Origin of the sequence: Pseudomonas sp. (assembly GCF_050739995.1) — a bacterium.
GTDB lineage: Bacteria > Pseudomonadota > Gammaproteobacteria > Pseudomonadales > Pseudomonadaceae > Aquipseudomonas.
The window spans coordinates 1-20,265 of the sequence record NZ_JBOICG010000023.1 but is presented as its reverse complement, the minus strand read 5'-3'; the positions used below and the strand labels follow the sequence as shown (position 1 = coordinate 20,265).

General features: G+C 54.5%; 19 protein-coding genes. 7 read left to right on the top strand and 12 right to left on the bottom strand.

Annotated elements, in window-relative coordinates; translation table 11 throughout:
- The 3 genes from ACRESD_RS00730 to ACRESD_RS00720 form a co-directional block, all read right to left on the bottom strand.
- Positions 1-1,030: ATP-binding protein (locus ACRESD_RS00730; protein ID WP_431749179.1), on the bottom strand; the 1,030-nt coding region annotated here is incomplete at its 3' end.
- A gap of 592 nt (positions 1,031-1,622) precedes the next feature.
- The gene (locus ACRESD_RS00725) at positions 1,623-1,913 is read right to left on the bottom strand and encodes a LysR family transcriptional regulator (protein WP_431749178.1); all 291 of its coding nucleotides are present in this window, start codon (positions 1,911-1,913) and stop codon (positions 1,623-1,625) included.
- Entirely contained in the window at positions 1,903-2,217 is a 315-nt protein-coding gene (locus ACRESD_RS00720; protein WP_431749177.1) for an antibiotic biosynthesis monooxygenase, read from the bottom strand. The genes ACRESD_RS00725 and ACRESD_RS00720 overlap by 11 nt, the downstream gene beginning before the upstream one ends.
- Before the next feature lie 432 nt (positions 2,218-2,649).
- Here ACRESD_RS00720 and ACRESD_RS00715 point away from each other — a divergent pair, with 432 nt between their 5' ends.
- The 7 genes from ACRESD_RS00715 to ACRESD_RS00685 all read left to right on the top strand — a co-directional run bounded on the left by ACRESD_RS00715 (position 2,650) and on the right by ACRESD_RS00685 (position 8,386).
- Entirely contained in the window at positions 2,650-2,865 is a 216-nt protein-coding gene (locus ACRESD_RS00715; protein WP_431749176.1) for an FAD-dependent oxidoreductase, read from the top strand.
- 269 nt (positions 2,866-3,134) lie between these two features.
- Entirely contained in the window at positions 3,135-3,968 is an 834-nt protein-coding gene (locus ACRESD_RS00710; RefSeq protein WP_431749175.1) for a phytanoyl-CoA dioxygenase family protein, read from the top strand.
- A 14-nt stretch (positions 3,969-3,982) separates the two neighbouring features.
- Complete coding sequence (locus ACRESD_RS00705) at positions 3,983-4,399, top strand: RidA family protein (protein ID WP_431749174.1); 417 nt, start codon at positions 3,983-3,985, stop codon at positions 4,397-4,399.
- 45 nt (positions 4,400-4,444) lie between these two features.
- Positions 4,445-4,741 carry an EthD family reductase gene (locus ACRESD_RS00700; RefSeq protein ID WP_431749173.1) on the top strand — a complete coding sequence of 99 codons (297 nt, stop codon included), beginning with the start codon at positions 4,445-4,447 and terminating at the stop codon, positions 4,739-4,741.
- A 164-nt stretch (positions 4,742-4,905) separates the two neighbouring features.
- Positions 4,906-5,610 carry a TetR/AcrR family transcriptional regulator gene (locus tag ACRESD_RS00695; protein ID WP_431749172.1) on the top strand — a complete coding sequence of 235 codons (705 nt, stop codon included), beginning with the start codon at positions 4,906-4,908 and terminating at the stop codon, positions 5,608-5,610.
- A gap of 435 nt (positions 5,611-6,045) precedes the next feature.
- Positions 6,046-7,533, top strand: a complete 1,488-nt coding sequence (locus ACRESD_RS00690) for an FAD-dependent oxidoreductase (RefSeq protein WP_431749171.1) — start codon at positions 6,046-6,048, stop codon at positions 7,531-7,533.
- A gap of 169 nt (positions 7,534-7,702) precedes the next feature.
- A complete protein-coding gene (locus ACRESD_RS00685; RefSeq protein ID WP_431749170.1) occupies positions 7,703-8,386 on the top strand; it encodes a c-type cytochrome in 684 nt (227 codons plus the stop codon).
- Positions 8,387-8,864: 478 nt separating this feature from the next.
- Here ACRESD_RS00685 and ACRESD_RS00680 read toward each other — a convergent pair whose 3' ends face one another.
- The 9 genes from ACRESD_RS00680 to ACRESD_RS00640 form a co-directional block, all read right to left on the bottom strand.
- Positions 8,865-9,533: a hypothetical protein gene (locus ACRESD_RS00680; protein WP_431749169.1), complete on the bottom strand. Its 669-nt coding sequence runs from the start codon at positions 9,531-9,533 to the stop codon at positions 8,865-8,867.
- A gap of 34 nt (positions 9,534-9,567) precedes the next feature.
- Positions 9,568-10,224, bottom strand: a complete 657-nt coding sequence (locus tag ACRESD_RS00675) for a c-type cytochrome (protein WP_431749168.1) — start codon at positions 10,222-10,224, stop codon at positions 9,568-9,570.
- Between the two features lie 9 nt (positions 10,225-10,233).
- Entirely contained in the window at positions 10,234-11,709 is a 1,476-nt protein-coding gene (locus ACRESD_RS00670) for a flavin monoamine oxidase family protein (RefSeq protein ID WP_431749167.1), read from the bottom strand.
- A gap of 55 nt (positions 11,710-11,764) precedes the next feature.
- Entirely contained in the window at positions 11,765-13,135 is a 1,371-nt protein-coding gene (locus tag ACRESD_RS00665; RefSeq protein WP_431749166.1) for an NAD(P)/FAD-dependent oxidoreductase, read from the bottom strand.
- Between the two features lie 11 nt (positions 13,136-13,146).
- Positions 13,147-14,385, bottom strand: a complete 1,239-nt coding sequence (locus tag ACRESD_RS00660) for a thiolase family protein (RefSeq protein ID WP_431749165.1) — start codon at positions 14,383-14,385, stop codon at positions 13,147-13,149.
- Positions 14,386-14,402: 17 nt separating this feature from the next.
- Positions 14,403-15,962, bottom strand: coding sequence for an AMP-binding protein (locus ACRESD_RS00655; protein ID WP_431749180.1), 1,560 nt, complete (start codon positions 15,960-15,962; stop codon positions 14,403-14,405).
- Positions 15,963-15,972: 10 nt separating this feature from the next.
- Positions 15,973-17,106, bottom strand: a complete 1,134-nt coding sequence (locus ACRESD_RS00650) for a saccharopine dehydrogenase family protein (protein ID WP_431749164.1) — start codon at positions 17,104-17,106, stop codon at positions 15,973-15,975.
- Positions 17,107-17,149: 43 nt separating this feature from the next.
- Positions 17,150-18,433, bottom strand: coding sequence for an acyl-CoA dehydrogenase family protein (locus tag ACRESD_RS00645; RefSeq protein WP_431749163.1), 1,284 nt, complete (start codon positions 18,431-18,433; stop codon positions 17,150-17,152).
- A gap of 784 nt (positions 18,434-19,217) precedes the next feature.
- Positions 19,218-20,183, bottom strand: a complete 966-nt coding sequence (locus ACRESD_RS00640; RefSeq protein WP_431749162.1) for a WD40/YVTN/BNR-like repeat-containing protein — start codon at positions 20,181-20,183, stop codon at positions 19,218-19,220.
- Positions 20,184-20,265: the final 82 nt, after the last annotated feature.

Here is a 20,265-nt window from a genome sequence, read left to right as displayed (position 1 = left end):
CATCTGGCACTTCGACCTTCGGCTCGCTTGTGGCTATGCCAGCGTTCACTATCGCTTTGGCATACAACTCCATAGTCGAAGATTCGAAGGGCGCGAATCCCTCACCCTTTGCACCCATCACACAAATGACGGCAGACTGGATCGGTGTGAGGCTATGAATCACCATCTTAAGATTCGCATTGAGCGCTTCCGCTTGCGCTCGGACAAGATCGGCAAAACGCACCAGGATGGCTTTAGGGTCGACGGTGAGATTGAAACGGATACCGTCTGCGGCTGCGCTGAGAATTTCGGGCCGATAACCACTCTCTTGAAACAACTGGAATACATCTGAATGGTCGAGATTATTTGGAAGGTCAAGCGCCTTGCAATACCAGTCAACAAAGTCTTCATCCAACATTGGGAGCTGCAGCATTGAGCTCCCAAAAAACGCCTCATCGCTGCTATTGCGAAGCATGGCAAGCTTGTTTTGCTTTGATCCGATGCAAACGATGCGAAGACCATAATGTTTGGAGCTGTTAAGTTCGTTCCTGGCCGCCTTTAGCGCAAAGAGCGCTTCGGCGCCTTCGTCTGTCGTGATCGCATGTTGTGTTTCGTCGATTATCAGAACAATGAGTTTTTTCGCCTCATCGGACAGCGCTTCTAATGCCTTGGTGAGACCGATTTCTTTCCCGAGCCCAATTTTGTTCACGTTGAAATTCACGCGACCGACACTTACCGGTTCCAGCCCGGGAGCTATCGCCAATCGGCTCATGAGTTTCTCGTCACGTCCAATAGCTTCTCGGACAGTCTCGACGATGACAGCTCCTGGCTCTGTCGTCAGGTCCTTCCAAAGATCGGCATACAACACAATGGCTCCCGCCTCTTCCAAGGCAGGCCTCAAATCTTCGCGGGCGAAAGTGGACTTCCCGGTTCGGCGTGGCGCTGTCAGGAAGACACCTGACGCAGCAGCACTGCCCACTGCCACTTGCGTTATCAGCTTAGTGAGCCGTGCAGCCAGCGCCCGGCGGCGATAAAAATTTTTCTGGGACATTGCTGGCCTTTGATGAGATCTATAGGGAATCAAAGAGTTTGAAGCCTAATTTGAGCGGGACTTTGTATCAGCGTCCAGCCGGCGTTGACGGTAGCTGTTCTGTCAGCGTTCAAAAACCATTATAGGTCTGGACTGCTCGAAGGCGTGCCACATTTCAATGCCAGGAAATAGCATGCCGGCCTATATGACAATCGACCGAAAGGACTTATGCAAACGATTGAGTCGTTGGGCCTGAAATGGCAGGGTACTTATCACCGAGGAATCGACGATGCCAAGAGCGTTGCATCCTTCATTAAGGAAATGCTCGGCTAATTAGGTAAGCCGGGGCTTGTCGCCCCGAAGGAGCGACCTGAAAAGATGCGTCTGACTCGAAAACAAACGCCAAGTCTGAGCGTCCTCGTGTTGATAGGCCATGCCAATTACTAACCTTTATCGCTCCCCTCCCGATTCATCGGAACGGCCAATTTAGCTCTCTAGAGTCGGGCATCTTACGGCTTGCAACTTGAAATCAAGTCAATAAACATAGAATCTTATTATCAAATACCAGCACCAGAATGCCACAGATAAAAATAATCCGCCCCACAAAATTAATCTAACCATCAGCAAGCCTCAACTCCAAAGATGTTTGAATGAGGTACATCGCAGGCCCAAGTAGCGCAGCTATCCCTACAGCCAAAGACGTCGGCTCCATATACCTGCAGCGATGAACAAACAGCGGATCATCAAACCTATGCCGCAACTCACGAAGCACATTACTTACTGCAGGCTGAGTAACACCTAACTGGAAGGCCGCACGAGAAACATTTTTTTCCCGGTACACCATCATGAATGTCAATAACGAATTCAAGTCAATTTTTCTCAGAGCCTGTTCATCAAACCACACGGGCATTCTCCTCATCGCCGAAGTGAGTATTGAATCGCATCTCCTTGCAACGCCCGACAAAAATCTGAACTAAATCAGACAAGTCCTGCTCAAAAAAATAACTTCTCATAGAGGCATCATTTACCCAGTGGCTATTTAACACCCAAAGCTGATTATCACTTTTACTCTGGGTCAGGCTAAAGGAAAGACACCCAGGCAATGTTCTAAGCCGAGCTACCAAACTAATGACCTCTCTTTTTTTCGCAACATCTATGGCAGAGGACATTAAGATTTTCACCGTGATTACAGACTTACTCGAAGACATGCTTTTCCCCTCAGAATGTTTGGCACAAAAAAAGGCATGAACGGCTTCGAAGACCTTCCTTCGCCGGGCCAGCCAAGCAATTCACTGATCGCTCTGCTCACAGACTTTCAGATACCTGGAGCCATCTCTCTTCGCCGCGTAGGGAACACACAATGCAACAAAGATTCTTATGAGTCAATAATGACTCATAAGAATCAATTAAAATTCGTTTCTGAATTTATCAATTGATAATACAAACCATTCAGAGTTATTCGGCAGAGCTTTTCCCCAAGGTATCAATGCCACTGCGGTTCAATTGGCGGGAGCTGGTGGGTGGTCAACTTGGGCGTCGATTTCCAAGCCTCTCTGCGGGCTACCAGAAAGCCTTTGACGTTGACAGCCATAGTTATGAGGGGATGATCGGCGTCAAGTACGACTTCTGACCATGTGGCCATGGGCTCGGATAAGAAAGCCCAAACAGACGCCGCTTTGACCGCTGCCCGGCTGGGCCAAAAAGTCGCACTCATACATGACCGTCCTGTCCTTGGCGGCAATGCGAACAATGAACTCGGTTTGATGCCGAGAGGCTCGTACGAATGTCATCTCAGTGAACTGAAGGATCTTGTTTCAGAACTTACAGCTTGCGATCACGAGCATCCCGCCAAGTGATTTTCAACGGCCTGCGTCCGTAATGCCTCCCTAGCATTGCGGTCGCTACCGAGGCCGCCTCCAATTAGCGAAGACATCACTCCCAGCGTGACGCCCTACCCTGATGCTGGCTAAAGCTACCAAATCTTTAGACGTAAATTGCGCACCATAGCCCACCATTGGATAGAGTGATTTTCCCTTCAAAAATAAACATAACAGTCGTTGCGTGAAAGATTGAGCACTGCTAGTCTCAGCCTCATTCGAGAGTAAAACTCAGAGGAGACAGCACCATGAACGACTCTCTTCGCAAAGCCTTTTTGGAAGACGGGGCAATTCTGATCAAAGGGCTGCTGAACAACGAACAATTGGCGCGTTGCCGGGCAGCCTATGACTGGGCAGTGGAAAACCATGGCCCTCACGCAACTCGAATGTTCAATGGAACCGATCAGCAATCTCACGTCGACAACGCAAATCCGCTCGCCAAAGAACGATTGGAGGAGCTGGTATCTTCCTTGCCTTTCGGTGATTTTTTTGCCGACCTCTGGGTTTCGAAAAAGGTCTGGTATTTCGCTGAGGAAGTGTTTCTCAAGGCTGGTGGGCATGGCTCCCGCACCCTCTGGCATCAGGACACTTCCTACCTACCTTGGGCAGGCAACCACTGGGGTAACGCATGGATCAGCTTTGAATCCGTTCCCAAGAAGAATGCACTTGAGATCGTTCGCGGTTCCCATCGAGGCCCTCGCTACGACGGCACAACTTTTCGCGATCCTATGGACCCGACTCAGCCCCTGCATGGTGGCGGCGCCCTACCCCGCCTGCCGGACGTAGAAGCTGAGCGATGCTTAAACCCCGATGCATACGAGATCCTCTCTTGGGCCACCGAACCAGGTGACGTGGTGATACTGCATCCTGGTTCTCTTCATGGTGGTGCTCCGGTAGACACGGACTTTCCCGATCGTCACACCTTTGTTTTCCGCTTCTTCGGCGACGACGCCACATTCCATCCGTTACCGGACCACAGTGACTCGGGCTATCCGAAGCAGGGTGTCCTTTTTAGCGAACAGCTGTCGACGCTGAACGCTGGCGATCCTTTCCGCCACGCAACCTTTCGTCAACTCATCTGACCGGAGTACAGCCGATGAATGCTCAAAACCTCAAGCGCCAATCCATCAATCCGCCTTCGACTCAAGTGTTCTATGACAACTTTCATTTTTCCCAGGCTACCCGTGTCGGTGACATGATCTGGGTCTCCGGGCAAGTGGGAATCGACGCCAATATGACGCCTGCCAATGGCATCGAGGAGCAGGCACATTTGGCCTTCCAGGCCCTCAAAGAGGTCCTCAAATCAGCGGGTGCCAGTCTGGTTGACGTAGTCGAGCTGATGACATTTCACACAGAAGTCCAAGGTGACATGCCTGCGTTTGCGAAGGTTAAGGACCATTATTTCCCCGATCGCTATCCATCCTGGACGGCTGTCGGCATCTCACAGCTAGCTCTCCCAGAACTCCGCGTGGAGATCCGTGCTGTAGCTGTTGCGGGCTGCGGCGACGCCTGAGTGTTGCGCTTTCTGTTTTCCCTACAACAAATATAAGGACCTCCCATGGCTACCCTGACTGTTAGCTATCCCATGGCCGCTGACTCCACATTCGACCGTGACTACTATTTGGCTACCCATATCCCTATTGCGCGAGCCGCATGGGGCGAGTTCGGCCTGCAATCGGCTGAGATCTTGTTTCCCGCCAAAGGACCGCAGCCTTTGGCCGGCATGGTAATCCTGCGTTTCGCCGACCAGGTTGGAATCGATGCCGCCCTAAGTTCCCCTAAGACATTGGAAGTAATCGGTGATGTCGCGAATTTCACCAATATCGCCCCTGTGATATTCCGCGCTAATGACTGAAGGTGTCTCTCGCGGAGACGGCCGTAAATGCTGTGTCGGCTCCGCGGTTTCAAGACTCTCCGTGCTCCACGAGTGCTTTATTCAAACAATTCACCTATGCTTGGCCGCGCCCTGGCAAGCCGTAGCCAGCGGTGCGCGATCTTCCCAACGGACTGACGATATCTATGCCTGACGCCCAAAGCCGCTCACAATCCAGAACCCAACACGTACGCGATCTCGAGTCAGAACCTACGGCTCGCAGAGGTCGACCTGTGGGTGACCACAATGCCAAGCGTAACGAGCTATTGACGGCAGCGATTGCAGTGATCGCACGAGAGGGATATGCCGGCGCCTCAATGCGCAAAGTGGCGCAGCACGCAGGATGCACCACAGGGGCGGTGACTTACTATTTCGCCAACAAGGAAGAAATGGTAAGTGAGGTCGCCCAAAATCTGTTTGACAGAGTTGACGCACTCTTGGAAATCAACCGCGAACAGCTCGATATCAAATCACTCATCCAGCAATGGCTGCAGTGGATCAGCTTCGACGAACCTGACAATTGGCTGGCCTGGCTGCAACTGCTCACCCACGCTCGTCACGAGCCGGCATTTGCTACCGTCATCAAACAGCGCTATTCCAAGTTTCGCCAAGTCTTTACTTCGGTTCTCGAAGATGGACAACGTCAAGGAAAGATCCGGGACGACGTCCCTGCTGACCTGATTGCTGATCAGCTTAGCGCCGTCAGCGATGGCTGGCTGATGATGCTCCCAATCGATCCCGAGCGTTTCGGCGCGGAGCGTGGGCAGGCACTGCTAGATGCGCTGATCACCTTAATTTCTCCCCCTGCAAGCAGCAAGCGACCGCCCAAGGCGAAAAAAGCGACAGGATAATTGCCCCAAAAGTGCTCGCATCGGTTTGGCAGGAAGTGCAGTCAACCACGATGCATCTGCCTGCTGTTCGCCAGTAATCTTGTACAAATGTTGTGAAGCACGAGCTGGCGATGGCCGCTTCAGCGAATACAGGAACTGGCACCTAATCAGCTGTATGTCTTCGAATCGCTTAACACTTCTACTACTCCCCTCCTCTTTAGCATAGTTCGACGAAGCCCTACTGCGTAGCCTTAGTAGCCGGAGGCACGAACGCCACCGGCTACGCGACGTTGCGAGTCTCAAACACAGACACCTCTTCGCAGAGGGATGTATTCAGTGTTGATTCCTTGACCCGTTCAGGGGTTTTCATTCTTCACTTTTCATCGCGCCAGTTCTGAGTTAATTTACATAACGACGGTTATGCTAATTATTACAATAGAGTTGACCGAGGCGAAGATGGATCCAGATAGCAATGAGTTGTCGTTGTCAGCACGCCAGCGGCGCCTGCTTCTGCAGGTAATAGGAAGCGCGGCGATTGTTGGAGGAATAACGCTCAGCGGACGAGCCGCAGCCCAAACATTGGGAGAAGCACAGGATGATGTGCTAGGGGTTGCCATTATTGGAGGTGGGCTCGCCGGTCTGACCGCCGCGCGGGATCTCCAACGGGCTGGCTGCGACTCCTTCATGCTTTTGGAAGCCAGGAACCGCGTAGGTGGCCGTACCTATAACCACGACTTGGGCAACGGGGTTGTATCGGAGGCAGGCGGCCAATGGATCGGGCCTGGTCAGACTGCCATTTTCGATTTGGCTCGCGAACTGGAAGTCGACACCTTCCCTACCTATTACCAAGGAAAGACTGTTTATCTGGCGGGGGACGCCAAGTACGAAGAGGAGATTGGGAGCAGCCAAGGCGCCCCCAATCTAACCATCGATAAACTGAACGAACTAGCGCGCGGCGTACCCAGCAATCAGCCATGGGAGGCGGCAGATGCCGCAGCTCTGGACAAACTCTCGGTCGGCGAATGGCTGGCACGTCAGGGGATCAGTAACGTCGAGAAATTCACTTTCGATACATCCGTAGGCTTGACCACAGGAACACCGCCCTCGAATCTAGCTTTGCTGCACTACCTTTCCATCATCAACTCCTCAGACTGCAGCATGTCGAAGCTTGAAGGCTGGCAGGGTGGCGCTCAGGAAACTCGCTTTGTCGGTGGATCGCAGATCCTTAGCACCAAGATGGCGCAAGCGTTGGGCGACAAGGTCAGGTTGTCCTGTCCAGTACGCAAGATCGTTGGTTGGGATCGCGACGTCGTCGAACTGCACACCGATCAAGGCATCATTCGCGCACGGCAAGTCATCGCAGCGCTGCACCCTGCCCTATGTAATCAGATCAGCTTCGATCCGCCACTCCCCAGCGGGCGCGCGCAATTGCAACAGCTCTGGCCTTCACATGCACCTATGCGCAAAACCGTGCATGTATATAAGCGCCCGTTCTGGCGTGAAAAGGGTTTTAACGGCCAGATCAGCCAGGCCGACGGTCCACTGATCCTTTCCTATGACAACTCCCCTCCGGATGGCAGTGTCGGCATTCTCAGCGCCTTCGTGAGGGCCGCCCAGCTACCCCATGATGCCGAGCTTGCGAAAAACAGCCTTTCGGCCATCTATGCACAGGTACTGGGCGAGGAAGCGCTGCACCCCACGCAATTCCATGACCAAGACTGGGGCAAGATTGACCCTTGGACTCTGACCTGTGTCGGCTCCATACCACCTGGATTTCTGATGAAATGGGGCCAATACCTGACTCCCCCTGTCGGCCGCCTGATCTGGTCCGGCACTGAAACAGCGGAGATTTGGGCCAGTAGTATGGATGGTGCGGTCCGCTCAGGTCATCGAGCTGCACTGGTTGCGCTTCAGGCGTTGGCAAAAACTGGGAGCAGATCATGACGGAACAAATAGCGACCATCCGTGCTTCCACCATCCCGATCGGTGCAATGGTGCGCAACTCAAACATCACCCATTACTCATGGTCGGAACAGCACTTTGAAGAACTTGCAACCCTCCACTTCGGACGGCAGGTGGTCTGTGTCCCTACCCCAAGTCCAGGAGTTGCGCGATGAAACGAGCATTTCTGATCGGCACAGTAACAGTAGTGACAGCACTCACGGCGGTAGCCGTGGCGGTCGGACCAGATATGTTGGCGGGTTATCGCTTCATGGACACCCTTGACCGCCACTTTGTCAGTTACGAAACCAATGGCGGTGCATGGCCACAGATCCAGGATTCCTGCGCACTCTGCCATGGCGTCAACGGACAGCCTAGCAATGGACAATACGCAGCCCTCGCCGGCCAGCCAATACCTTATATAGAGGCCCAATTGCACGCCTTCGCCCAAGGTCGACGCCACAGTCCGCAGATGGGACCGTTGGCCGCTAACTTGAGTGATGTGCAGATCAAAGCCCTGGCGGAATACTTCTCCCGTCAGGCCCCCAATACGACAGAGGTTCCCGAACATGACGAGACTCTAACTCAACGGGGGCAAGCGACTGTCTCTGCCAGGGGATGCACCGCCTGCCATGGAGAAAACCTCTCAGGTGGCCTTCTCGGCCCACGCATTGCTGGCCAAGGTGAAGGCTATCTATTGGACCAGTTGAAAGCCTTAAAGCAGGGCCAACGTCAGGATCCAAGTCAGGCGATGAACGCTATGGCGAGCATGCTTTCAGAGGACGAGCTAAGTGCCGTTGCACATTACCTAGCTGGATTGAAGCCTTCCCGAACCGAGTTCCCTCGACAGCACTGAGGTCCACTGCCCACAAGTCGGTACCAACCTCGTCCTTCACATACTGCGTTGAGTAAAACTCACCGTAGTATGTGTAACGCAAGGAACCCGTCATTTCTCCCTTACAGGCGCGTGGTTCGTTCATGTCGTGTGACCGAAAACGCGGTAGCTCCCGCTGACCCGATCACACAACTTCGCTATCGTCGTAAAGGAGTTGTTTAGGAGCGCCGAGATTTCCCGATTGCCGCGAAAGGAGACTTGAATCCTTCTGCTTCTACATTGCACATTTATGACGCGCTGGTAGGTGCGCAGGGGGAACATTGTATTTAGTTACTTGAACTATTGAGACAAGAGGACCTTGTCTCCGGCGGGTCGTACCTCATTATTGAGGTAGTGACAGTCTTTTTAATAATCCGAAGCGGAGTCAAAATTAAGGGAAAGTACCTGCTTTGTAATAAGCCGTCAGCGAACTGCTACTTATTACAAAGCAGTGGCTAAGTCAGTCGTAGGCCTGGACAGATGATTGATACGGATGTTTCTTGGCGCGTGCCAGTGCACCATAGGCATAATATTGCTGAGTTATCTGGAAACCCCAGACGGTCAGGGCGTAAATTATGAACTCCATCTTGTCGCTGTCACCCGGGATAGGGAAGAAATCGTAGACGATCGCGATGGCCAATGCTGCAGCTGTTGTCAGTGCATTGAGCAGGGCGTGCAGCGACTCCCCCACGCGAAGCAGTTGCCACGTAAAAGAGCAGAGGTAGATGCTATACCCCGTCCACATGAACAAATAGAAGTATGGAAGCTGATCTTTAACAGAGTTGGCGAGTACCATTACAAAAGTAGCGGCGAAGGATACCGTGAAAATTATGATATCTTTGGTAACGGACGGCCGGTAGTTATGGGTAACTGCCATCAGTCCAAGTGTAGCCACAATTGGGACGCCAAAAGCGCGGGAAAAGGCATCGAGAAAGAAAGAGATATTGTAGCTAACCGTCAACCCCGTCAACAGGTAAAACAGTAGATTTGAAGCAGAGAAAGCTACAATCAGCCACTCAAAGCCGAGAAGATAGTTTTTCTGAATACGTACATATTTCAGTCCGTAAACCACAGCGCAAATGATCAAAAACACACTTGAAAGAATCGCAAGACTTTCTTTAATTCCCATAGCAATAGCCTCTGTCAAATACTGAGCTGATGGATCACTTCATCACGGGAGGGAGCGCGGCGAGGTAGTGCGAAAGCGCCAGTCGATCATCTGCGGACAAGGTCGAGACGATGGCCGCCATCGCCCCTGTTGGGTCCTTACGTCGTCCATCTGCAAAGGCATTCAGTTGTGCTAGCAGGTAGTCGTGGCCCTGCCCCGCCAGGCGTGGAAACTGGTCGTGACCCAACAGTCCTTGGCCATGACAGGCGACGCAACCTCCTGATACCGCTAATTTTTCGCCCTTAGCCTGCAACACCGCATCGGGCTGAAAGGACCAGTTCGTCGAGGCTGTATGCTTCGCGTAGTACTCCGAAAGGAATTGGATATCTGCATCGCTGAGCGTCATGGCAAGTGGTGACATGTTCGGGTTGGCCCGGTCTCCGTTAGCAAAGCGCTTCAGCTGACTCGTCAGGTACGGCGCAGGCTGGCCTGCCAAATTCGGATACTCCTGGTGCTGCGATTGACCTTGGCGGCCGTGACAGGTCGCGCAGGCATCGGTCAGGCGCGGCCACGGCCCGCCATCAACCTCTTTAGCCACGGCGTTACTCGCTATGTTTTCCGAAAGACGATACATGTCGAGTGCTTCCCGCCCGTATAGAGCCAGCAACCCGAAAAGAACCAATAATGTTCCAAGTGCGATCATTTTTTTCATCTTCGCCTCCTATGCCCGGCTCAGTGCGTTGAGCACCTGCAAAGCACTTTGGTGGCCCGCGCGCACGGCACCATCCATGTAACCCGCCCAGATATCTGCAGTTTCAGTCCCAGACCAAAATAAATTGCCGCACGGTGGGCGCAGGGCCTCTCCATGGGTGGTCCAGAAGCCTGGCGGGATTGCGGAGACGCAGGTGATCGTCCAAGGATCATAACGCCAATCATGATCGTGAAAAGCCAAGGGGCTCAGCGCTTCTTCACCCCAGGCCCTAGCGAAGATTTCAGTCAAGGTCCGCTTGGCGATCTCATCGTCCGAAGGCAGATTTGCATTGGAGATAAAGGCGTTGATGATGCCAATCTCTCCATCGGGCGGTGAGTTATCCCAGGCCCAGATAATCGGACCATCGACCATCAGGATGTGCCCGTTCAAACCTTTTTTTCGCCAGAATGGGCGGGAATACACCATGGCCATCTTGCGTGCCGGCGAATGTGCAGGCCAGGCACGTTGGAGTGCAGCGCGTTCTCTTGGGAGTGCTGGTTCAAACTGCACTTGATTGCACAGCGCTGGATGGATGGCAACGATGACCTTACGTGCACGCACTGGTCCCTGGTCTGTGTTCAGCGTCACGACCTCGCGATTCCAGTCTGAAATTTTGCGTACCGGACACTGCAGGCGCACCTTGTCGCCTAATTGTTCCGCCATTCTGGTGCTTAGAATCTGCGACCCACCAACGAAACGAATGCCTTGTGCACTATCTTTGATCGAGTCGAGTTTTTCGTAATCGCGATTCGCCGAATTGATCATGGACAGGTAATGCAAAAGTCCCATTTTGCCGGTGGTCACACCGCCAGTTAAGGACAAGCTTGAATCCCACCCTGGCTGATCCTCTGGCTTGATGTTCTGCCGGGCCAGCCATTCTCCAACCGAGAGCTTGTCCAGTTCGGTAGCTTTAGGCGACTTCCAAGGGGCTCCTGAGGGGACATCGCGCGACAGTTCGCTGAGCTTGTTCGCGACGGCCATGTCAGTGCCGAAAGATCCTTTTAGATCGATCTCCATCCGTCCGTCACCCGCCATCACGACGGTACGCCCCTCCGTGAACTGCTCAAAGGTGCCTACCTCAAGCTGACGTGCAAGATCCTCTACCGCAGTCTGGCCCGGTCCGATCCACTGGCCACCGACCTCAGAGATATGACCGTCCCCAATGTCGTAGTTAAGCGTTCGCCCTCCGACCCTATCCCTCGCTTCTAGAACTAAGAAGGACTGGCTGCCTGACTGCAGCAGGTCCCGGGCAGCAGTCAACCCGGCTAAACCAGCGCCGATGATAACGACATCTAGAACGTCGTCCTCCTGGCTAAAGTTTTGCTGAGCACTGGCCTGCCCTATTTTTAAACCGAGGCCTCCCACGGCCAAGGTAGCACCGGCGAGTTTCAACAACTGTCTTCGCCCTGAGTCCAGGCTGTTATCGGGAGTCGGCTTCTTGGACATTGTTATTCTCTTGTGTAGTTATTATTAACAATCACTGATTCAGAAATACTTCGGCTCACGTCGAAGCTGCGGCTTTACGCGCTCTTCTGTTCGTCCACTGATCGAACCAATTGGCCGCTGTGAGGCCCGCATTCAGCGCGCACCATTGCAAAGGCTCGGGCAACATCGCTGGGGTCTTGTGATGTAAAGCAGTAAGCAAAGGATTTTCGATACCACAGATGCGCTCTGTAAGAAGACGCCCCATCAGTGATTGGGTGGCGACACCATGCCCAGAGCATCCTGCTGTGTAGAGGATGTTGTTTTGCGCTTCGAGTGCGCCGACCACCGGCAATGCGTCGTACGCCATGCTGACGTAACCGCTCCAACAAGACTGGATACCTAAACCGCGCAGCGTCGGGAAGCGCTCGTTCAGTGCTAGCGACAATGCCTTATAGGCACTGTCGTCTGGCTCATTAGGCGTCTTTGAGCCATACACGTAACTGAGCTGTTTGGTAGTCAGCACCAACGTATTTCTAGCGGTCAGGCGGTGACTCTCCATGGTGATGTGCGGAGTCACTATCCCTTCCCTCCCTTGCCAACCCAGCGAATCCAGTTGTGCCGCGGATAACGGTTCGGTTTCTATTGCCGAGACCCGGAACGGTACGACTTTGTTGTGCAACACACCTAGCTGCGGGGTGAAAGCGTTGGTAGCCAACACCATGTACGGAGCACTTGCGCTACCACGCGCAGTTTTGCAAGTAATGGTCGGGCCCTCGCTGTAGGACAACAACGGGGTTTGCTCATACAGCTGAACACCAGCCAGAATTGCTGCGCGGCGCAGACCAAGGACATATTTTCCAGGGTCCAGCGTGCCACCGAGTTGCTGGAATGTACCGAACAGAAAGGCTGGTGGAATACCGCGTTCACGCATCTCTACCTGATCTACGAAGCGCGTGACGGAGCCCAATTCGAGACCGACCGCCATGCTCTTGCGCAGCCGTTTCTCCTGCGAGGGGTGCACGGCTGCACGAATGACGCCAGAGGAGTTGTAGTCGCAGTCGATACCAAGTTCGATCAACCGATTTTCAACGTAGGGAACACCTGCATCGTAAAAGCTGACGATCTGCTTCGCTTGATCATGACCCACTTTTTTGACGAAAAGCTCGAACTCAAGCCCCATACTGCCAGCAAGGTATCCCGCGTTACGCCCACTGGCACCAAATCCCGCAAACTCCTGCTCGATGACGATAACCTTGGCTCCACGCGCGGTCAGTTCCAGTGCAGTAGAAAGTCCGGCGAAACCAGCACCGATCACTATCACATCGGCGCTGACACAGCCTTGTAGATACTGCAGATCAGCAGGCCGCTTCAACCAGCCGCCAAAGCGCCGAAACTGCCCGGAGGTGGTGAAGGCGCTGACTTTTTCGTTGCGACGATAAGTAATCATGACGGCACCTTTTAACGACTTAAAATGTGAACGGCCACGACGCCTTCCTCGACGCCGACCAGACCACCGCCGTTTTCCTGAATGGCGTGACGAGCGCCCTCGACCTGACGGGCACCTGCCTCACCCCGAAGCTGGGTAGTCAGCTCATACAGTTGACCGATGCCGGTGGCGCCGAGTGGGTGGCCTTTGGACTCCAAACCACCGGATGGATTGATGGGAATCCGCCCGCCCACGGTGAAATCACCGCGCTCGGCGCAGACCCCGCCTTGCCCCAGAGGCGCGAGGCCCAGGTTCTCTGCCTGGATGATTTCCCCCATCGCAGAGGCGTCATGGACCTCAGCGACATGCATGTCCTGAGGACCAAGACCGGCTATCTCGTAGGCCTGTTGCGCGGCCAAATGGCTAACGTGCAGACCCGGTTCGTCCATGCTGCGCTTTGTGAAGCAACGGATCACACTGGCTGCGATGCGTACGCAACGCTTGGGATCAGCCCCCAAACGTTTCAGGCCTGCCTCGGTGCAAATAATCACGGCGGCGGCGCCATCGGTCATTGGCGCACACATCGGTAGCGTGATGGGATAAGTAATCGGTGGAGCAGCCAACACCTCCTCAATGGAGAAGGTCTTGCGGAACTGCGAGTACGGGTTATGTACCGAATGTCTATGGTTCTTGGAACACACAGCTGCAATCTGCCGCTGTGTGGTACCGAAAGTCTTCATGTGCCAACGACAAAAACCGGCGTAGATAGCCATAAACCGACTGTATGGACGGTCCGACTCCGAGCCGGGTGGGGGGACAATGCCCTCGCCCATTTTCGCCAACGTAGCAAAATTTTCGTCGGCGGTAGATACATCCCATCCAGTCTCGAATAGAGCGAGTGTTTTGAGCTTGTCGGCTACGACCATCTTTTCGGCGCCCAGCGCCAACGCTACATCGGTGACGCCAGCGCGCAGGCTCTGTACTGCCAAATTGACGGCTGAGCTACCCGAAGCACAGGCGTTCTCGATGTTGTACATCGGGACGGCTTCAATGCCGAGTTTGCTCATTACAACTTGCCCAGGAATAGACAGTTGACCTTGTAACTGACCATTGGTGATGCCGGAATAAAATACCGCACCAATGTCGGAGCGCTGGGCGCCGGCATCTGCCAGAGCGCCATTGAGCGCCTCCTGCGCCAAGTCCTGCACGCTGCGGTCAGGATGACGTCCGAACTCCGTCATGGCGATGCCAGCGATATATATTGCTTCCATCAGAAGACTCCTCGACTTCAGATTTTTCGGCTGGCGTCTTGCCAGTAACAGGCACGCAGATCTTTCTTCAGTACCTTGCCAACCGGGCTGCGCGGCAGAGACTCCACAATGTCGACAGTCTTGGGAGCCTTGACTGAGCCAAGCCTGTCCTTGCAAAGGACTATCAGTGCTTCGGTGTCGACTGCATGCCCCTCGTTCAGCTCGATGACAGCCTTGACTGCCTCGCCCCACTTCTCGTCGGGCACACCGATCACCGCGCAGTCACGTACAGCCGGGTGACTCCAAAGCACCTGTTCGACTTCGCTCGGGTATACGTTGAAGCCTCCCGAAATGATCATGTCCTTCTTGCGATCAGTGATGTGCAGGTAGCCATCGACGTCTAGGTGACCGATGTCGCCGGTGTGCAACCAGCCATCAATGATGGATTCAGCGGTTTTCTGGGGATCCTTGTAGTAGCCCTTCATGATCAGATCGCCGCGCACGCAGATCTCGCCAGTTTCACCCTGAGCAAGAATCTGGTTATCGTCGTTCATGATCTCGACGCGTATCAGTGGATTGGGTCGACCGACAGAAGACAGGCGCTCATCGCTGGCCAACTCACCATTGACGAAGTGCTCGCCCGGGGTCAGGTGCGCAATGGAGCCGGGTGCCTCGGTCTGACCGTAGCCCTCAATCATCACCGGCCCAAACACCTCGATCGCCTTGCGCAACTTTTGCACCGACATAGGAGCGGCGCCGTAAAGGAAATAACGGAGCGACGAGAAGTCGACCTTCTTGTTCAGACCCGGAATATCGAGTAACCGATAGATGACAGTCGGCGGCAGAAAGAACTCTGTGACCTTGTTGGTGGGAATGGCTGCTAACAGAAGCTGAGGGTCAGGCTTACTGATCACAACAACAGTGCCGCCTTTGGACGTACAGGGCATGGACAGCATGCCAGCCGTATGGGTCATCGGCGCCGCCGCCAGATTCACCGGTCTGATATTGGCCGGATAAGGCGCATTGATCATGAAGTGCGCAAAGCCTGTCTGCACGCTGCGATGAGTATTCATCACCCCTTTGGGCAGCCCGGTTGTTCCACCTGTTGGACCAAGCCAGATCACGTCATCTGGATTGACGGAGACACACGGATCAGTTGCCGGCTGCTCATCAACGAAATGCTGCAGCGACTCTGCGTCTTCCACATCGGCATCAATGCAAATCCAGTGACGGATTTTCGGCAACTGCGGCCGTAGAGCCGAGACGGTATCGGCGAACTCTTTCTGGAAAAAAAGCACCTCGCAGTCAAATGTATCTAGCACGTACCGGTTTTCCTCGGGGGCATTGTGTGCGCCCACAGGAATCCAGCAAAAATTCGCACGCCAAAGACCCAAAGTGCAAAGCCAAGCTGTGACATCGTTGGCCGCCCAAACAGCCCCCTTTGTTCCGGGCGCCAATCCTGTCGCAAGCAACGCATTGGCAACACGGCAGGACATATCACCAGCCTCGGTAAAAGTCGTGACCTTGCCGTCCTGGATGTAAGCAGCGCCTTGCGGGTTAATCCGCCACCCGCGGTCGAAGAAATCAATAATGGCCATCGTCATCACTTCAGAGCTGGGTAATGGTTGCGCGAGCCAGGCCACGCTGTTCAAGGAAGCCAAGCATGTAGCGGTGACCGAAGGCCTTGGAGGACGAGGCAAAGCCGACTTTAGCGACGTCGTTGTCCAGCAGTTTGACGACGGCCGCGGCATGCAGGGCGCCCGTTGCGATGTAAGGGGTAACGCCGTGTACGGTGGCACGCACTGCAGCTAATTGGCCGCGGCCGATGGCAAAGTCCGTAGTACGTTGCAGGGTGCTACGCTCGCGTGGCGGCATGTTTGGCGTAGTCGACTGCACAAGGCTACTGATTACCGCGTCCTGCTGTTCCTTGGGCAGGTGCTTGTATTCAGCCTCCCACTTCTCGGCCAGACCATGGACTACCTTCATCACCGAGTTGTCATAGAAGCCGACACAGGATGCACAACTGCGCACTCGAGAGTCGTTCTGGAAGAACACCGGCAGAGAGGTTCCCCCCCAAGGTAGACAGAAAACCGACTCCATCAGGCTGGGGCAAACCACGTTGAAACTGGCATTGGGCGCATAGTCCAGTAACTCCTTCTCGTACAGATAGGCGCCTGGATGACGGATGCCTTCGAAAATGGTCGCTGCCGATCCGACGGACACACCCGGAGCGCCACCACGCGGGCCACGAGTCAGGGTCGAGGTCTCCAGCGCGTCGACACCATGGGTTTCCAGGGCCAATTCGGCAGCGATTTCGGCGTAGGTATACATGTAGGCCAACGACGGCGACAGCAGCAAGCCAGCTTGGCGGAATTGCTCACTAAAGGTGTCGCGCAATGCCAGGATATGTTCCTGCTCACCGGCCGAATCCAAATAGTGACAACCGGCTTTGAGGCAGGCTTCCACCGTCTCCAACCCGAAGTGGACGAAAGGACCGACAGTGTTGCAAACAACTTTGGAGCCGCTGAAAACCTTAACCAGAGACTCGACCTCGTGGGCACATTCAACGATCTCGTAAGTGGCTGACTCCAAGCCCACCACTCTTTGATCCATCATTTGCTTCGCGCGGGCTGCATTGCGTGCTACAGCGGTGAACGGAATCTTCTGATCAACCAGCCAATCCATGATCAGCATGCCGGTGTAACCGCTAGCGCCATATACGACGACAGGATATTTGGCCATTTCGAGTGCCTCATTTTGTTATTAGATGTCGGGGTTGGATGAATCAGTTTTGCGCCCAGCCTTCGGCGTAGAGCTGCTGAGCCAAGAGCCCAAGGCGCATAGTCAGAATTCGGTTTTCACCGTCCTCGATCAGGGCTGACTGGGTATCCCGCACCAGCTTCTCGATCGGATATTCGAGGGTGGTTCCGTTACCGCCAAACAAACGGAATGCTTCGTCGACCACCAGCTTCGCTTCTTCGGTGACCGTGACTTTCGCGGAAGCTGTGGCATAGGGGTGGGTTTGTGGAGACAGGCGGGCAAAGGCCAGGGAGCGTCGCGCGACCGCGCGAGCAGCTTCAACACGTCGCAGCATTTCGCCCAGACGCAGACGGGTCATCTGATGATCAATGAGCAGCGCGCCGCCTTGACGGCGCTCATGGCAGTACTGAAGCGCCAACTCGAAAGCCGCACGAGCAACACCGACAAACGTCTGGCTCATGAGAGTGCCGCCATGAGACCAACTCGAGCTGACAGCTCCGTAGTAACGCTCCTGGTCGGTGAGGGCAAAGCGCCGTGGAACACGTACGTTGTCGAAGTAGACCTCACCCTGCGGCAGCGAGCGCTGCCCGATTTTCTCCAGCGGCTTGCCCTTGGAAACGCCCTTGATGTCCAGCGGTACGATTACGGCCACGCCGTGCGGCAGGCCGTCAGGACCGAGAAAGCCTTCACCGTAGTCAGCGCACATCATGACGCAAGCAACCTGCGCCACCGCACCATTGCTAACCCAGGCCGAACACTGGCCATTGATGATGATTTCGTCACCCACCACCTTGGCAGTCAGATTGCCAATATTGGCTGGGACACCTGCTGGCCAGTCGCGCTTGAAATCAAAAACCTGATTGTCGCTTCCTCTATCCGGCTGGGTGGCCATCCAGCAGCCGATCTTGCCTTGGCACAGTTCCACCAGTTCGGCATTACCGGCACCAGCGGCCATCATCTGCGGAAGAGCTGCACAGCCTAAGGAGATCCCAAGGCCTGCGTCCCCCCAACCGAGTTCCTCGCCGATCAGCGATTCGATACGTACCGCCATCTCAGGCGGTAGGTCCGCCAGTAACGCCGGGTCCAGTCCCAACTTGGCAAATTCGCTAAATACTGTGTAGTAAGGCGAGCCTGCAGCGGCGACCTGCTCGGCGCTCATCCGGTCAAGCTCGCGTCCCAGTGGTCGCAGTACTTCCTTGGAAAAACGATGCACAGAAGCCTGGATCGCGGCCTCTTCCTCGGTGAGCGGAGTCTCGAAACCTGAGAGCCCGGCAGCTGGCAAAGTCAGGTTGGGTTTGAGGGTAATCATCACTGCACCTCCTAGAGGCCTTTTGTTGTTTTGTTGAAATCTAACAACCTCTCAAGATTAACGCAACATGTGTTATGCAAAACATTCGTTACTTGAAATAGGACGCAACCGCTCGTCAAACCGAAGGTCCGTTTTCGAGGGCGCAGCGCTGGGGATTGATTCGTTGGATCCAGAGGGAGCGAAAGGCGGGATGTTGGAAATCTTTGCAAAATCCAAGAATGCTTGGCCTTCCATTGGCTTGGTTTTCGCTGATCATGGCCAGCGACTGCTTCTCGTGCTCGAGGAAAGGGAAATGCGCGCTGAATGGCCTAAACAATGGCCTTCGCAATCTGAGGACCGATAGGCGTCAGATAGCTTGATAGATATCCAGAGGGCGCGCTCAGCTTGTCATATCGCGACAAGCTGAGCAGCAGTACAGCGTTGCCCCACCTTGTTGCGGACCGTTTATCCGATTGGCGCTGAGGGAGTGCTCCTTTCCATTGAGCCGTTGCTCAAGCCTATCGAGGCTACTGGTCAGTGATGGGTACTGCTGGATCAAACCACTCTGAGGTAAATTTTCGGCAGGCAGGCCACTCAGTAACGACGATATCTTGATGCAAACTTCTTCACTTAGGCGCTTCAGCTTTCTTCCAGTAAACATGGATTCACTGTATCTCGGCCGATAAAAAAGGGACCAAGCGTCGGATGACATCAAGGCCCCAAAAAGGAAAAAATCACGACCTGCAAGCTGGTCACTCAGGCTCGGCAAACGCTCCTTGCACCGGCAAACCAAGCTGGCATCTCACTACCTGGGTTGTACGGTTAGCACCCCACGCCGGGAAAAAAGGATGGGTTGTTTTTCATCGCCCAACACCACCGCGGTCAACGAAACACCATTGGCAACTAGTTGCTCCTGAAAGTCCTGTCCGCCGTTGTCGCTGCGCACCATAAGTCCATCCAAGCCTGCAACGACAACATGCGGTCCCGACACGGCGATAGACGTGATTGAACTCTTTCTTTCCAGAGGTACGCGATGCCAGTCTTCCCCCTTCGCGGACCCGTGCAACAGCGTCCCGCGCTGGCCGCCGACCAGCAAAGAGCCATCAGCCAACACCGCGCCTGACCAAAGTGTCCCTTCGTAACCAGTGTCCAGGTAGCGCCAGCTATTGCCGAAGTCATCTGAACGCAATACCTGACCGCGCTCGGCAGTGGCGAAAACAGCTCCTTCGCCATTTGCAAACAGTCCCATGAGGTTGAGATCGGCACGACTGGATCCCGATGGGGTGTCTAACGTCTGCTCAGTCCAGGTCTGACCTCCATCGTCGGTAGTCAGCACCAACGACCAAAGCCCCACTGCAACCCCCTGCCGAACGTTGAAGAAATGTATCGCGAACAACGGCCGATCCTTGTTGCTGGACAAGCGCTGGACCTGCCAGGAGTCACCACCATCGCTGCTTGCCAGAATCGCTCCCCATTGACCAACCGCCCAGCCATGCTGTGCGTCTGCGAAACTGACACCGGTCAGTGGCGTCGATAGGGGCACAGCGCTTGCCTGATGAAAGGCTACGCCTTGGTCGTTGGAAATCAGCACTACCCCGTGATCCCCTACCGCTACTATGTGGTCCTTTGCCCACTTCGCATCGAGCATGACAGCAGAACTTGCATTGTCCGTGACAACAGCAGGCACAGCCTTCAATGGCTCGGCCTGAAGCGTTGTTAGCGGAAATACCATGCAAAACAGTGCACCCAATAATGAAATCGCGTATTGCATCTACGTCTCCTCAATGCACCAGGGCGCCGATCATGCGCACTGGGCGCCTGCGTGGAAAAACTCGCTCGAGCCAGACCGCAAA

Bases quoted from the DNA above. Each gene is read 5' to 3' on its own strand.
- ACRESD_RS00720 (WP_431749177.1), bottom strand. From the start codon at position 2,217: ATGTCTTCGAGTAAGTCTGTAATCACGGTGAAAATCTTAATGTCCTCT.
- ACRESD_RS00715 (WP_431749176.1), top strand. From the start codon at position 2,650: ATGGGCTCGGATAAGAAAGCCCAAACAGACGCCGCTTTGACCGCTGCC.
- ACRESD_RS00710 (WP_431749175.1), top strand. From the start codon at position 3,135: ATGAACGACTCTCTTCGCAAAGCCTTTTTGGAAGACGGGGCAATTCTG.
- ACRESD_RS00705 (WP_431749174.1), top strand. From the start codon at position 3,983: ATGAATGCTCAAAACCTCAAGCGCCAATCCATCAATCCGCCTTCGACT.
- ACRESD_RS00700 (WP_431749173.1), top strand. From the start codon at position 4,445: ATGGCTACCCTGACTGTTAGCTATCCCATGGCCGCTGACTCCACATTC.
- ACRESD_RS00695 (WP_431749172.1), top strand. From the start codon at position 4,906: ATGCCTGACGCCCAAAGCCGCTCACAATCCAGAACCCAACACGTACGC.
- ACRESD_RS00690 (WP_431749171.1), top strand. From the start codon at position 6,046: ATGGATCCAGATAGCAATGAGTTGTCGTTGTCAGCACGCCAGCGGCGC.
- ACRESD_RS00685 (WP_431749170.1), top strand. From the start codon at position 7,703: ATGAAACGAGCATTTCTGATCGGCACAGTAACAGTAGTGACAGCACTC.
- ACRESD_RS00680 (WP_431749169.1), bottom strand. From the start codon at position 9,533: ATGGGAATTAAAGAAAGTCTTGCGATTCTTTCAAGTGTGTTTTTGATC.
- ACRESD_RS00675 (WP_431749168.1), bottom strand. From the start codon at position 10,224: ATGAAAAAAATGATCGCACTTGGAACATTATTGGTTCTTTTCGGGTTG.
- ACRESD_RS00670 (WP_431749167.1), bottom strand. From the start codon at position 11,709: ATGTCCAAGAAGCCGACTCCCGATAACAGCCTGGACTCAGGGCGAAGA.
- ACRESD_RS00665 (WP_431749166.1), bottom strand. From the start codon at position 13,135: ATGATTACTTATCGTCGCAACGAAAAAGTCAGCGCCTTCACCACCTCC.
- ACRESD_RS00660 (WP_431749165.1), bottom strand. From the start codon at position 14,385: ATGGAAGCAATATATATCGCTGGCATCGCCATGACGGAGTTCGGACGT.
- ACRESD_RS00655 (WP_431749180.1), bottom strand. From the start codon at position 15,962: ATGGCCATTATTGATTTCTTCGACCGCGGGTGGCGGATTAACCCGCAA.
- ACRESD_RS00650 (WP_431749164.1), bottom strand. From the start codon at position 17,106: ATGGCCAAATATCCTGTCGTCGTATATGGCGCTAGCGGTTACACCGGC.
- ACRESD_RS00645 (WP_431749163.1), bottom strand. From the start codon at position 18,433: ATGATTACCCTCAAACCCAACCTGACTTTGCCAGCTGCCGGGCTCTCA.
- ACRESD_RS00640 (WP_431749162.1), bottom strand. From the start codon at position 20,183: ATGCAATACGCGATTTCATTATTGGGTGCACTGTTTTGCATGGTATTT.